13 protein-coding genes are annotated in these 12,473 nt (G+C 55.4%); 9 read left to right on the forward strand and 4 right to left on the reverse strand.

Annotation, left to right across the window (positions count from 1 at the left end; translation table 11 throughout):
- Window positions 1-15: 15 nt before the first annotated feature.
- Window positions 16-1,209 (reverse strand): efflux RND transporter periplasmic adaptor subunit, encoded by a 1,194-nt coding sequence (locus ACTG2T_RS02825; protein ID WP_021231193.1) that lies wholly within the window; start codon window positions 1,207-1,209, stop codon window positions 16-18.
- A 140-nt stretch (window positions 1,210-1,349) separates the two neighbouring features.
- On the opposite strand from ACTG2T_RS02825, the gene ACTG2T_RS02830 reads away from it, so the two are divergent.
- From ACTG2T_RS02830 to ACTG2T_RS02855, 6 genes are all read left to right on the forward strand, one after another.
- A complete protein-coding gene (locus ACTG2T_RS02830) occupies window positions 1,350-1,988 on the forward strand; it encodes a TetR family transcriptional regulator (protein ID WP_193859840.1) in 639 nt (212 codons plus the stop codon).
- Between the two features lie 105 nt (window positions 1,989-2,093).
- Window positions 2,094-2,645 carry a class I SAM-dependent methyltransferase gene (locus ACTG2T_RS02835; protein ID WP_330125007.1) on the forward strand — a complete coding sequence of 184 codons (552 nt, stop codon included), beginning with the start codon at window positions 2,094-2,096 and terminating at the stop codon, window positions 2,643-2,645.
- A 192-nt stretch (window positions 2,646-2,837) separates the two neighbouring features.
- Window positions 2,838-4,019, forward strand: a complete 1,182-nt coding sequence (locus ACTG2T_RS02840) for a dicarboxylate/amino acid:cation symporter (RefSeq protein ID WP_330125008.1) — start codon at window positions 2,838-2,840, stop codon at window positions 4,017-4,019.
- Window positions 4,020-4,241: 222 nt separating this feature from the next.
- Window positions 4,242-4,556, forward strand: coding sequence for a DUF134 domain-containing protein (locus ACTG2T_RS02845; protein WP_005338107.1), 315 nt, complete (start codon window positions 4,242-4,244; stop codon window positions 4,554-4,556).
- Window positions 4,553-5,134, forward strand: coding sequence for a NifB/NifX family molybdenum-iron cluster-binding protein (locus tag ACTG2T_RS02850; RefSeq protein ID WP_252657212.1), 582 nt, complete (start codon window positions 4,553-4,555; stop codon window positions 5,132-5,134). The genes ACTG2T_RS02845 and ACTG2T_RS02850 overlap by 4 nt, the downstream gene beginning before the upstream one ends.
- Before the next feature lie 39 nt (window positions 5,135-5,173).
- The gene (locus tag ACTG2T_RS02855; RefSeq protein ID WP_005338109.1) at window positions 5,174-5,359 is read left to right on the forward strand and encodes a hypothetical protein; all 186 of its coding nucleotides are present in this window, start codon (window positions 5,174-5,176) and stop codon (window positions 5,357-5,359) included.
- A gap of 165 nt (window positions 5,360-5,524) precedes the next feature.
- On the opposite strand, the gene ACTG2T_RS02860 is transcribed toward ACTG2T_RS02855, so the two are convergent.
- A complete protein-coding gene (locus tag ACTG2T_RS02860) occupies window positions 5,525-6,649 on the reverse strand; it encodes an HD domain-containing phosphohydrolase (RefSeq protein ID WP_330125009.1) in 1,125 nt (374 codons plus the stop codon).
- A 292-nt stretch (window positions 6,650-6,941) separates the two neighbouring features.
- Between ACTG2T_RS02860 and rimO the strand changes: the two genes are divergently transcribed.
- Window positions 6,942-8,270: a 30S ribosomal protein S12 methylthiotransferase RimO gene (gene rimO / locus ACTG2T_RS02865; protein ID WP_216958579.1), complete on the forward strand. Its 1,329-nt coding sequence runs from the start codon at window positions 6,942-6,944 to the stop codon at window positions 8,268-8,270.
- Between the two features lie 79 nt (window positions 8,271-8,349).
- Here the strand turns inward: rimO and ACTG2T_RS02870 are convergent, their stop codons facing one another.
- Window positions 8,350-8,931, reverse strand: a complete 582-nt coding sequence (locus ACTG2T_RS02870; protein WP_330125010.1) for a DUF1349 domain-containing protein — start codon at window positions 8,929-8,931, stop codon at window positions 8,350-8,352.
- 225 nt (window positions 8,932-9,156) lie between these two features.
- Entirely contained in the window at window positions 9,157-9,534 is a 378-nt protein-coding gene (locus ACTG2T_RS02875; protein ID WP_005338113.1) for a hypothetical protein, read from the reverse strand.
- 539 nt (window positions 9,535-10,073) lie between these two features.
- Between ACTG2T_RS02875 and ACTG2T_RS02880 the strand changes: the two genes are divergently transcribed.
- Both ACTG2T_RS02880 and ACTG2T_RS02885 read left to right on the forward strand, forming a co-directional pair.
- Window positions 10,074-11,288 carry a ComEC/Rec2 family competence protein gene (locus ACTG2T_RS02880; RefSeq protein ID WP_330125011.1) on the forward strand — a complete coding sequence of 405 codons (1,215 nt, stop codon included), beginning with the start codon at window positions 10,074-10,076 and terminating at the stop codon, window positions 11,286-11,288.
- The gene (locus tag ACTG2T_RS02885) at window positions 11,285-12,424 is read left to right on the forward strand and encodes a patatin-like phospholipase family protein (RefSeq protein ID WP_330125012.1); all 1,140 of its coding nucleotides are present in this window, start codon (window positions 11,285-11,287) and stop codon (window positions 12,422-12,424) included. The genes ACTG2T_RS02880 and ACTG2T_RS02885 overlap by 4 nt, the downstream gene beginning before the upstream one ends.
- Window positions 12,425-12,473 lie beyond the last annotated feature (49 nt).

The raw sequence follows: 12,473 nt of genomic DNA on the forward strand, positions 1-12,473 counted from the left end.
GGCGACTACTCCATCCTACTTGTTGGCCGGGGTGTTGGACGCAGCTTGAGCAGACGGTGCATCAGCACCCTGCTCGGCGGGATTGACCACGGCGCCCGGTCGTACTTTCTGCAAGCCAGCGACGATCACCCGCTCGCCGGAGGTGAGCCCTGACTCCACCACCCAGTTGCTGCCGACGACACGGCTCAGTTGCACGTTGCGCAGCTCCACCTTGTTGTCAGCGGTTACCACCATCACGGTGGCACCGCCATTGGGGGTGCGAGTCACGGCAGTTTGCGGCACCAGCAGCCCTTGCGCCCGCTCACCCTCTTGCAGGGTGGCGCGCATGAACATGCCGGGCAGCAGCAGCTGGTGAGGGTTGGGCACAATCACCCGCAGGGTCACCATGCCGGAGGTCTCATCCACGGTCACATCGGAGAACTGCAGCGAGCCCTCTTCGCCATAAGTGGATCCATCTTCCAGCTGGAAGGTCACCTTGGCCCCTTTCTGCTCGTCCTGGGTCAGCTTGCCCTCGGCGACCAGTCGCTTGAGGCGCAACAGATCGGCGGTGGACTGACGCACATCCACATACATGGGATCGAGCTGCTGGATGGCGGTCAGGCTGTCAGCCTGCTGGGCGGTCACCAGTGCCCCCTCGGTCACCGCGGATTTACCGATGCGGCCACTGATGGGGGCGGTGATGCGGGTGTAACCGAGATTGATCTCGGCAGTACGCAAAGCCGCCTTGCTCGCCATGATCTCCGCCTTGGCCTGCTTCCAGCTGGCGTCGGCATCGTCATAGTCCTGACGGCTGATGGATTTGACCTTGAGCAGCTCCTGATAGCGCTGGGCCTTGAGGCGGGCACTCTGCTCGTTGGCCTCGGCCTTGGCCAGATTGGCTTTGGCGCTGGCGACTGCCGCCTGATAGACAGCCGGATCGATCTGATAGAGCAGATCGCCCGCCTTCACATCGCTTCCCTCGGTAAAGAGGCGCTTGAGGATGATGCCGCTCACCTGCGGACGCACTTCGGCCACCCGCAACGGGGCGCTGCGGCCGGTCAACTCGGTGGTCAACATCAGCGGACCGCTCTGCAGGGTCACCACGTTGACCGCCGCAGGGGGCATGCCGCCCTGTCCCTGGGGTGCGCCCCCCTTGTCACCACAACCTGCCAGCAAGCCTGTAGCCAGCAAGGCAAGACCAACTGAACGAGCAAGAATATGTTTATGCATGAAACACCTGAGCCTTTGCCAGTCAATGAACAATCAGGGCCACACGGGCCCTGTTGGTAAATAGTCGAAAGATGAGGCAATATACATACATTCATAAATGTATGTAAGTGACTTTTTGCTTGCATGAGGCACAAATTTCGATGGCCAGACGAACCAAAGAAGAGGCGCAGCAAACCCGCTGCCACATCATGAGCACGGCGCTGGATCTGTTCTGCTCTCAGGGCCTGGCCAAGACCAGCCTGACCGACATCGCCAGGGCGGCAGACCTGACCCGCGGGGCCATCTATTGGCACTTCAAGAACAAGGATGAACTCTTCATTTCGCTCTGGCAGGAGCTCTGCAGCCCCCTCGCCCACCAGCTCGATGCCTGCCTCAATCCAGATGAGCCGGATCCGCTGGGGCAACTGCGCCTCTTCTTCGAAGGGGTGCTCCACAGCTTCATTCACAATCCGGCCCAGCGGCAGATGTTCACCATCCTGTTCAATCTCGAATCGCTGGAAGGGGAAGCCATCTCACTGCGCGAGCATATCCGCAGCCAGTCCGCCAACTTCTTCCGGGATCTGGAGACCACCCTGGCCAATGCGGTACGGCGGGGCCAACTGCCCGCCAACCTCAACCTGCAGCGCGCCGCCACCCTGCTCCACTGCACTCTGGATGGCTACATCATCAACTGGCTCCACTTTCCGGGGCGGATCGACCTGCAGGGCGAATCCGCCTTTATGATAGAGAGCATGTTCACCATGCTGGCCCAGCCCCACGGGCCTGCCTGCGTCCGCTAACCGGCTCCGGCAACTTCATCACATCCAAATCGGGGCCTGACCGCGCGCTTTGGCAGTCAGGCCCCGATTTGTTACCCTGTGCGCCCCCTGCTTGAGGTAACCCCTGTGCCACACTCTGACGCCATCCCCGCTTCCCAGCCATTTAACGACCAGCACGCCCACGTTCGAGCTGCCTTTGTGGCGCGTCTCAAACCCGGTGCTCACCTGCTCAATGGTCAATGCGGTACGGGGGAGGATCTGTGCTGGCTGCGTGCAGAAGGGTATGTGGTCACCGCCTGTGAAGCGGTACCGGCCGACGCCAAAGTCGCCTCGCAGCAATCCGGACAAGCAGTGCGGGTCTGCCCGCTGGCGAAGATGCACTCGGTGCTCCCTTACGATGGCATCTGGCTAAGCCGCCCGCTTGATGGCGACGTGTCCACCCTTGTCCACCTGTTGCAACCGCTGGCGACCCTGCTCAAAGCGGGCGCTCCGCTCTGCTTCCCCCTGCAGCCAAGCGGCAAGATAAGTCACGCTCAGCTACAGCAACTGGTCACCACATCCGGGATAGCGCTGCAACTGGCGCCGATGGAAACCGCCTCGACCAACACGCCATCATGCACAAGTCAACACGCCAGCCAGTACGTCATGTTGCTGCGTGGCGATCATCAGGCCACCTAACGGGCTAATTCATCACGGATTTCCCCGTTCAACGCCAAGCCGACAGCTAGTCGGCGATCTTGACCTTCGACAATATTTAACTCGGCGTTAACGCAGAAAAGGCAGACATAACACGGCCGACGTGTTAAAAAGTGTGATTAATATCAAAATTTAATAACAAAACAGACAATACAACCAACTCCGGATTTCCTTATGAAACTTGTCCTGAAACTCATTGCTGGCATCCTTGCCGGTCTCTTGCTCGGTCTCTACGCCCCTGAGTGGGTGGCGCGCGTGCTGTTTACGGCCAAGACAGTGATAGGTCAGCTGATCACCTTCACCATTCCGCTCATCATTCTGTTCTTTATCATGAGCGGCATCGCCAGCCTGCCGAAAAACTCCGGCAAGCTGCTGGGCAAAACCGTGGCCCTCTCCTACTGCTCCACCATTCTGGCGGGGCTGTTCGCCTTTACCGTGGCGAGCCACCTGATCCCGCAGTTCACCACCGCCGCCGAGCCCACCACGGCCACGGCCATCAAGCTCGCCTCCTACGTCAATCTGGAGATCCCGCCGCTGTTTGGCGTGATGTCGGCACTGGCCGCCGCCTTCGTGTTCGGCATCGGCATCAGCGCCACCCAGGCCACCGATCTGCGCCAGGTCGCCGATCAGGGTCGTGACATCATCGACCGCCTGCTGGCCAAGGTGATCATTCCGCTGCTGCCGTTCTACATCGCCGGAGTCTTTGTCGAGATGACGGTAGAAGGCACCGTATTCGCCACCCTGAAAACTTTCGGCGTGGTGCTGGTGATGGCGATCCTGATGCACTGGATCTGGCTATCCGTGCTGTTCGTTGGTACCGGTCTGGCCCTTGGCCGCTCACCGGCCCAGCTCATCAAGAACATGCTGCCCGCCTACTTCACCGCGCTGGGTACCATGTCGAGCGCCGCCACCATTCCGGTCGCGCTGCAGTCGAGCAAGAACAACGGCGTGAGCGACGGTATCGCCAACTTTACCGTGCCGCTGTGCGCCACCATTCACCTCTGTGGCTCCACCATTACCCTGGTCACCTGTGCCACCGCGGTGATGTTCCTCTCCGAGCATCTGGCCATTCCGGGCATCGAGACCATGCTCCCCTTCATCATGATGCTGGGGGTGATCATGATCGCCGCACCGGGCGCACCGGGTGGTGGCGTGATGTCGGCGCTGGGCCTGCTCACCTCCATGCTCGGTTTCGGTGAAGCCTCCATCGCCCTGATGATCGCCCTCTATCTGGCGCAGGACAGCTTCGGCACCGCCTGCAACGTCACCGGTGACGGCGTGATTGCCCTGTGGGCGGATCGCTTCGCCAACGGTAGCGAGAGCGCAGCCCCCGTGGCCGAGGCCGAACAGGCGTAAGCTCGCCGGATAGCCCGACCATCCTCTGCAAAACCGCAGGCCCAAACCATGTTCGGGCCTGATTCGTTTCTGCCACCTTCCCTGCTTTTGTTAGTATTCCTCCTCCCCCTCTTTACCCCCCTCTGCCGTAGACAGCACTGGCGCTACCCTCTGCATCAGACAAAATTATTGGCATATGCTACATATGAGCGTATAAATGGCTTATGCCAATTAGGAGCCACCATGCCAAGACCCAAGATTGCCCGCCAGATCTGTGGCCGCCCCGCCAACAGCTGCTTCAAACCCAACGGCCGCCCCATGCATCAGCTGGAACAGGTCACGCTGGCCCCTGACGAGTTCGAGGCACTGCGCCTCGTCGACCTTCAAGGAATGCAGCAGCAGGAGGCCGCCCTGGTGATGGGGGTCTCCCGCCAGACCCTGGCCAATATCCTGAAAAAAGGGCGCTACAAGGTGGTGGAGTGTCTGAGTCTGGGCAAGGCATTGATGATGCAACCCGCCGAGCCCGACCACCCAACCAGTGGAGAAGAGCCGACATGAACGCTGTCACAACCATGACCGCCACCCCCAGCAACAGCGCCCTGATGCTGAGTCAGGGGTTGCTGGCTGGCCACTTTACCCGTGCCGAGCAGCTGCAAATTCTTAACCCCGAAGGGAACGTTATCGCCACCCTGGCCAATCCGGCCGCAGCCGAAGGCTGCCACGGCAAGCAAGCGCTACTCGACGCCCTCGCCCATCATCAGGTGGGTCAGGTGGTGGTGCGCAATATCGGCGAGCGGATGCTGAGTCGCCTGCTGGCGGCCAATATCCGGGTGCTGCAGTGCCGCTCTGCCCGCCTGCCGCTGCCCGCGCTGCTGGCCCCCGCCAATCTGCAACCTCTAACCGAGTCCAGTCAGGGCCGTCCGTCTCGCCGTCATCAGAGCAAGGCGACTATCCGTGCCATCCAGCCCGTCGGCGCAGGCCACAGCCATGCGAATTGTCACGGTGGTTGCAACAGTGGCTCCGATCACTGTTGCGCCAGTAGTGGCAATCAGGCAGAGAGCTCACGACAAGGCCATACTTGTTGCCACGGCAGTGAAGGCGCCAACCAGCAGGGCGGTTGCTGCCATCATCACTGATGCCATCGCCGTGCATGTCATCATCAAGGAGAAGAGATCATGTCCATCTGGTTGTTGAGCCTGCTCGCCTCGTTCGTGCTGATCCTGGCCATGGGCACCATCATCTGGTGGCGCCAATACCAGCTTGCCCAGAAACGGGAAGATAAAGAGGTACGCCCCTGTGGCTGCTCCAGTGCCTGCGCGGATCACCTCTACCAGATCAGCGAGCCGACGCCCAAAAAGTAACCTGACCGCAGCCGCCCTAGCCACAGATAGAAGGTCGGCAAAATAAGGGCGCGTGGAATCGAGAGGCGCATAAAAGAGAGGGGGCACCTGTTGGTGCCCCCTCTCTATATTTATTCCTCGTCATGCTTGAACCGCCTCTTTCCCCCTTATGCTCATCACACGCGCTCAACCCGGCTCGGCGCCGCTGGCCGCCACGTTCGCAGAGCAGGCCGGATCTTGATACTGCTGATAGATGGCATAAAACTCGGCCTTGTTCTGCAGGGCTGCGGCAACGCAGGCGGGATCAAACTGGCTGCCGGCATGCTCCTCCAGATAGGCAAACGCCGTCTCGAACGGCCATGCCTTCTTGTAGGGGCGCTCGCTGGTAAGGGCATCAAACACATCGGCCACCGTCACGATGCGCGCCGCCAGCGGGATCGCCTCCCCCGCCAGCCCCAGCGGATAGCCGGTTCCGTCGAAGCGTTCGTGATGGCTGGCGATGATATTGGTCAGCATATCGGTGTGATGAATGCCATCGAGACCAAACTCGTTGATCATCAGACTGATCATCTCCCGCCCCTTGCCGGGGTGGATCTTCATGATCTCGAACTCTTCCGGGGTCAGCTTACCCGGCTTGAGCAAAATGGCATCCGGCACCGCGATCTTGCCGATGTCGTGCAGCTCGGAGAAGAGGTAGATAAACTCCACCTCCTCATCGCTCAGCCCGCAAGTCGGGGCCAGCGTCTTGGCAATCAGCCGGGAGTAGGCCGACATCCGGTGCAGATGGTTGGCGGTCTCCTCATCCCGATAGCGACTGAACTCCCGCGCCGTGGTCAGCGCCCCGCCAAGGGTCTGGATGGAGAAAAACTCCACCGCAATGATGGCCGACAGCGCCTGTGCATAGGCCGACAGCTCGCTGCGGATCGGCTCCTCGAAATATCCCGGCTCCATGGCATCGCAAAACAGAAAACCAAACAGCTTGCTGTTGAACAGCAGCGGCTCGGTATAGCTGGAGGCATAACCCGCCTCCAGTACCTTGCGGCTGTGCTCCGATGCAGAGCCACGCAGGGCGTCGAGATTGCCGAGCACCCGGGGCTGCTTGTGCTCCGCCAGATAACTCAGGGAGGGGACATCGCTCAGCTTCACCTCATACTGCACCAGTGGCGAGGGCCCCTCGGTGCTGTGGGCAAAGGTCTTGAGCTGATCGGTATGGGGATCGTAAATCGCGATGGCCACCCGACTCAGCTTGTCAAAGCGCTGCCTGAGCGTGGCATGTACGCTCTGCATTTTTTCGCCAAATGAACTTTCCATCGCCTTCTCCAACGGGTTCCCGTACCGGGAGTATAGTGACTCCCGGTGCTCTTCTCTCTGTCACCAAATCAATATTGAGAGGAAAATCAACAAAGCAGCTTCCCCACAACAAGCCGGCATGGCAGAGGCAATAGCCCTATCAAGGGCGCGCCATCAACGGCTGTTGGTGCGGCGCAATCTTGCCTGGTCGGAGATATTGTTCGGTTCTGCCATGCTGGCTGTATAGTTTTTGGTTAACCATTCCGGTAAAATCCGCGCCCTTAAAGAAGAGCCACCTAAGAGTGATTGAGCGATGTCCAACACAAAACAGGCCCCCAAAGTAGGATTCGTCTCCTTGGGTTGCCCCAAAAACCTGGTCGATTCAGAACGCATCCTGACCCAGCTGCGTACCGAAGGGTACGATGTGGTGCCCAGCTATGACGATGCCGAGCTGGTCGTCGTCAACACCTGCGGCTTTATCGACAGCGCGGTGCAAGAGTCGCTGGAAGCGATCGGCGAAGCGCTGGCCGAGAACGGCAAGGTGATCGTCACCGGCTGCCTTGGCGCCAAAGAGAACCAGATCCGCGAGATCCACCCCAAGGTGCTCGAGATCACCGGCCCCCACGCCTATGAAGAGGTGCTGGGTCACGTCCACAAATATGTGGAGAAGCCGCAGCACAACCCCTTCACCAGTCTGGTTCCGGCCCACGGCGTCAAGCTGACCCCGCGCCACTACGCCTATCTGAAGATTTCCGAAGGGTGCAACCACCGCTGTACCTTCTGCATCATCCCCTCCATGCGCGGGGATCTGGTGAGCCGCCCCATCGGCGACGTGCTGGCTGAAGCCAAGCGCCTGAAAGAGGCGGGCGTGAAGGAGCTGCTGGTGATCTCCCAGGACACCTCCGCCTACGGCGTCGATGTGAAGCACCGCACCGGTTTCTACGACGGTATGCCGGTCAAGACCAGCATGGTCGCCCTGTGCGAAGAGCTGGCCAAGCTCGATATCTGGGTGCGCCTGCACTACGTCTATCCCTACCCGCACGTAGATGACGTCATCCCGCTGATGCGCGATGGCAAGGTACTGCCCTACCTCGATATTCCGCTGCAACACGCCAGCCCGCGCATCCTCAAACTGATGAAGCGCCCGGGTACGGTCGAGCGCACCCTGGAGCGGATCCAGAAGTGGCGCGAAATCTGCCCGCAGATCACCCTGCGCTCCACCTTTATCGTCGGCTTCCCGGGCGAGACCGAGGAAGATTTCCAGATGCTGCTGGACTTTATCGACAAGGCGGAGCTGGATCGCGTCGGCTGCTTCAAATACAGCCCGGTCGAAGGGGCGCTGGCCAACGAGCTGCCGGATCCGGTACCGGAAGAGATTCAGGAAGAGCGCTTCCAGCGCTTTATGGAGCTGCAACAGCAGGTCTCCATCCGCAAACTGGCCCGCAAAGTGGGTCAGGAGATGACCGTCATCATCGACGAAGTGGACGAAGAGGGTGCCACTGGCCGCTCCTTTGCCGATGCACCGGAGATCGACGGTCTGGTCTACCTCAACGGCGAGACCAGCCTCAAGCCGGGAGACATGGTCAAGGTGCGGATCGACGAATCCGACGAATATGACCTGTGGGCCAGCCTGATCAGCTAATTGAGGCTTTACCCGCCAAATGAAAAAAGCGCCTGCGGGCGCTTTTTATTGGCTCAATGTCGCAGGCAAAACCGCTGGCCTAGCTCAAATCATGGAGCGCCTTGCCAAGTGGCGGCATGAGGCGCAAGTCAGAAAAGCGCACCGCCAACCCCTGCCGCTCCGGCGTGCAGCACATCACCCCGATAAAACAGTGCTCGCTTGACGGGAACGGGGCGAGGCGCAGCAACGGCCACACCTTGCCATCGGTGGAGTATTGCAAACGCAGGCAGTCCGCCAGCCGGGTCAACCGCAACCAGAAGCGACGCGGGTTGCCGGTGAAAATACCGGTGGCCCAGTCAGAGCGCGGATTGGTCAGCACGCTGCCGATCATCGGCTGGGCATCGTTGTACTCTATCCCCGCTTTGAGCCAGTGCGCGTCGTCTTGCAGCAGCATCAGCCCCGCCTGATCGTAGAGGGTGGTGAACTCCCCCTCGACGCAGACCTGAAAGGTAAACTCCCCCGCCACCTCGCAACCATAGAGATGCCCGCTGTGGCGCTCGAAGCCATACCAGGTGCTGCGCCAAAAATCGGTCTGCCGATCTGTCACTACCTGCAAACCGTCGTCTGTCTGGTGCCACTCGGCCGGTTCATTGAGCCAGCGCCATTCCATCCCTTCCATCATCCTGCTTTGCTCCCTTATCCCGCGTAATCTCGCACAAACAGGGCTCGCCAACGCCTCGTCCGGTCACGACTGGTCATGGCTGCGCCTCTGCGGAATCCATAAAAGGAGTCAATAGTGTCGCTATTGCCGCCCCGATACAAGGCTTGTGCGTTGCGCCATCAGTGCGCCCCAAAAAGCGCGGGGGGCCTGATGGCCCCCCGCAAACACACCGGATGAGAAAATGCCTTACTTGGCGGCACTATCCTTCACGCACTTCTGGACAAAGCTGTTCTTGGCCGCGCCAGCCAGCTTCTTGTCGGCTGCCGCCTTCTCGCACTTGGCCGCCGGATCCACTGCCGCGCCCGTCTTCACGCACTTCTGGATAAAGCTGTTCTTGGCCGCTCCGGCCAGCTTCTTGTCCGCTGCGGCTTTCTCGCACTCGCCGGTCGCGGCGCCAGCGGCATCTTTCACACACTTGCCGACAAAGCTGGTTTTGGCGGCGCCGTTAAGCTTTTTGGCCGCAGCCTGCGCCTCGCACTGCAACTGGGCAGCGTCGTTGGCAAAGACCGGATTGGCCAGCAGCACGCTGCCGCAGAGCAGGCCGAACAGGATGGTACGCTTCATGGGAGATATCCTCTCTATCTGGTGATGTGTTTGCATGGTCATATTTGCATGACGATGTGTTGCAAATGGCTGTGATTGCAACAGCTGAGTGTTGCCGCAGATCCCCCGCCTCGCCAGCTCTGACCACGGAGCAGAGGGCAACCATCGCCAGCACTATAGCGCCGATTGCCGGAGCGGGGTTGCCCCCAGCCAGCCCCTCCTCAGCGGCAAGCCAGCCCCCCAATTCCAACCCACACCCGCCAACCCCAATAAAATCAAGGGCCATGGGAATCCTGCCTCCAGTCACACCCTTTTATTGAGCTAGCGCAAAAAACCAGTCATTACTGACAGTTACGTCACTTTTTGACTGGTGCGACCAGATTCGATTGGCTTAACATCCCCATCCGGTGCCTATTCATCAGTGATGGGCTGCTGCCCTCGCTGGTTAATGGAGCATTATGGAATGCTGTAATCCATGGGCGGTAGCGTGGGTTTGCATGGGATAACGTCTTGCTCAGAAAGGTACTTATCCCGGAGTTTTTAGACCAACAGGATTAGTTATGAAGGCTTATTTTTTGGATGTTTCGCAAGGTGATTCAACATTAGTTATAACTTCAGATAATAAATCCATACTGATTGATTGCAATTATAGCGATAGTGATTCAATCAGTATTATAAAAGAAATATTAAAACTTAATGAACTAGATGAAAATATCCTCGATGCTGTTTTCATTACACACCCACACGAAGACCATATAAAAGGAATTGGTCTAATTGACGAACACTTTACCGTAAATGCTATATATGAATCAGGTCACAGATTATTCGTACCAGATAATGAAAAACCTAAGCACTATATGGATATGCTTGCCTTTATTAGAAAGGCACCTAACAAAAACCATAAGCTCACAGCCTATAATGAATTCCATATTGGCTCTGCAAAAATAAGTGTATTTTCACCCACGAGAGCATTCCTATCAGATGAAAGACCAACAGAGAGAGATATTCATGATCAATGCTTGGTGTTTAAGTTAGAGGACGATAAAACAAGCATAATGTTTACTGGTGACTCCAGTATGAAGTCGTGGCAGGATTATATAGTTGAAAATTATTCTGATATCAAAGGCAAACCCAACCTGTTAAAGTCAGACATATTATCAGCAAGCCATCATGGTTCCAATACTTTTTTCTTTCCAACAGCAAGTAATGATGGAAACCCATATACTCTTGGCATGAAAAAAATAAGCCCCGACATAACTATAATTTCCGCTGGGAAAGCTAATCGCCATGGGCACCCAGATAGAAAAGCCTTGGAGATATATAAAAAAGAATCTATCAATGCAAATTCTGTATTTCAGACTAAGGATGTTGGGACAATATGTTTGCAAAGTAGGAATGGGTCTTATACCATAATGACTGAAAACATGCTTAAAAGCATCCAACATAGTACGTCTGATGCAAAGCTGCAGATATCTAATGACCCCCAATCCTCCCCCTTAATTCCATATTCAACAGACGTGGACATAAAATTTACGGCAAGCATCATTAACAAGCCTCAAGAGCATGGTGACTTAGTATATAAATGGACTGTTCAAAACAACTCAAAAAAACCAGATCGACACCACGATATGTACGAAGGACAAAAAGGCAGTTCGCATATTTATAGAAATAAAACGGCTTATGAAGGGATACACACTCTTTTATGCGAAGTCACAACAAAAACAGGGAAGAAAATATGCGCAAAACATATTCAGGTTAAGGTTAAAAAGTCATGAAAGAGAGAGGTATAGCATTTTCCGGTGGCGGTTTCAGGGCTACATTATTTGCTGTGGGCTCACTAATTAGAATTAACGAAGAGGGTCTCCTTAAAACTTTTGACACTTTTACAAGTGTGTCAGGAGGGGCAATAGCTATTGGGTACCTATCTTTAGTTTGGGATAAGCTTAATTTCATTCCACATCAAACAAAACATGGACTGTATTACGCCGACAATTTTTTTGAGGTTTTCGTAGAACCAATAATGACCTTCTGCGAACGTTCAATAGATATTAAAGCAATTACTAGAAGTATTTTGACATTAAAGAGGCCATGCTATGCCCTAGAAGATTACTATAATAAATACTTATTTAATGATGCAAAGCTAGAGCATATAACAAACGAGGCTGAATTTATTTTTTATGGCACAAACTATGATACTGGAGCTAGTGTTAGATTAACTAGAGACAGCATTAGAGATTACCAGTTAGGTACAGCGACAAAACATGGATTAAAACTCTCGTCAGCAGTTGCAATATCTAGTTCATTCCCCCCGTTCATGTCACCATATGTCATTAAAAACCCTAATATGGAATGGCAAGACTCTACATATAGCCAGATAAGAGACCAAGATAAAATTTTATATCTCAGACAGAACATGAGGCTTGTTGATGGTGGATTATACGATAACTTAGGAATCGAAGCTCTATGGAAAACAAAAGACCAACAAGAATATAAATCTGTTTTTGTAGCTGATGCAGGAGCCCCATTCTCAATTCCACAGTTCAATAACAAATTTATGAGAAAATTTCAAAACTGTATTATCCTTCAACAATTAAGGGTGACGGATATAATTATCCAACAACAGCGCGCATTAAGAAAACGTTGGTTGATCAGTAACTATAACACCCCTGGTTGTTATAATGGCATATATTGGGGCATTGATACTGACATAAGAAAATATAATGTAGAGCATATAATGAAACCAGAGTCACGTTTAATACACTTATCTCAATGTAAATCTTTAAGTACCCAACTAAGCCCCTTTAAACTAAAGACGAATAAAGATATTTGCAACTTTGCCTATGCCCTCTGTGATGCAGCACTATTAAGCTACAACAGACATCGGGCTGTTGAATCAAAATTTCCTTTTTGACTGTGAATTAGAGCATAGCCGCTACCAGATCGGCGCTCTGACATCTCAA

This window comes from Aeromonas sp. 75A (assembly GCF_051919425.1).
GTDB lineage: Bacteria > Pseudomonadota > Gammaproteobacteria > Enterobacterales > Aeromonadaceae > Aeromonas > Aeromonas veronii.

What these genes read in the sequence shown, in the direction of transcription:
- ACTG2T_RS02860 (WP_330125009.1), bottom strand. Translation starts at nt 6,649, where the DNA reads ATGGAAAGTTCATTTGGCGAAAAAATGCAGAGCGTACATGCCACGCTC.
- rimO (WP_216958579.1), top strand. Translation starts at nt 6,942, where the DNA reads ATGTCCAACACAAAACAGGCCCCCAAAGTAGGATTCGTCTCCTTGGGT.
- ACTG2T_RS02880 (WP_330125011.1), top strand. Translation starts at nt 10,074, where the DNA reads ATGAAGGCTTATTTTTTGGATGTTTCGCAAGGTGATTCAACATTAGTT.
- ACTG2T_RS02845 (WP_005338107.1), top strand. Translation starts at nt 4,242, where the DNA reads ATGCCAAGACCCAAGATTGCCCGCCAGATCTGTGGCCGCCCCGCCAAC.
- ACTG2T_RS02840 (WP_330125008.1), top strand. Translation starts at nt 2,838, where the DNA reads ATGAAACTTGTCCTGAAACTCATTGCTGGCATCCTTGCCGGTCTCTTG.
- ACTG2T_RS02855 (WP_005338109.1), top strand. Translation starts at nt 5,174, where the DNA reads ATGTCCATCTGGTTGTTGAGCCTGCTCGCCTCGTTCGTGCTGATCCTG.
- ACTG2T_RS02885 (WP_330125012.1), top strand. Translation starts at nt 11,285, where the DNA reads ATGAAAGAGAGAGGTATAGCATTTTCCGGTGGCGGTTTCAGGGCTACA.
- ACTG2T_RS02825 (WP_021231193.1), bottom strand. Translation starts at nt 1,209, where the DNA reads ATGCATAAACATATTCTTGCTCGTTCAGTTGGTCTTGCCTTGCTGGCT.
- ACTG2T_RS02830 (WP_193859840.1), top strand. Translation starts at nt 1,350, where the DNA reads ATGGCCAGACGAACCAAAGAAGAGGCGCAGCAAACCCGCTGCCACATC.
- ACTG2T_RS02850 (WP_252657212.1), top strand. Translation starts at nt 4,553, where the DNA reads ATGAACGCTGTCACAACCATGACCGCCACCCCCAGCAACAGCGCCCTG.
- ACTG2T_RS02870 (WP_330125010.1), bottom strand. Translation starts at nt 8,931, where the DNA reads ATGATGGAAGGGATGGAATGGCGCTGGCTCAATGAACCGGCCGAGTGG.
- ACTG2T_RS02875 (WP_005338113.1), bottom strand. Translation starts at nt 9,534, where the DNA reads ATGAAGCGTACCATCCTGTTCGGCCTGCTCTGCGGCAGCGTGCTGCTG.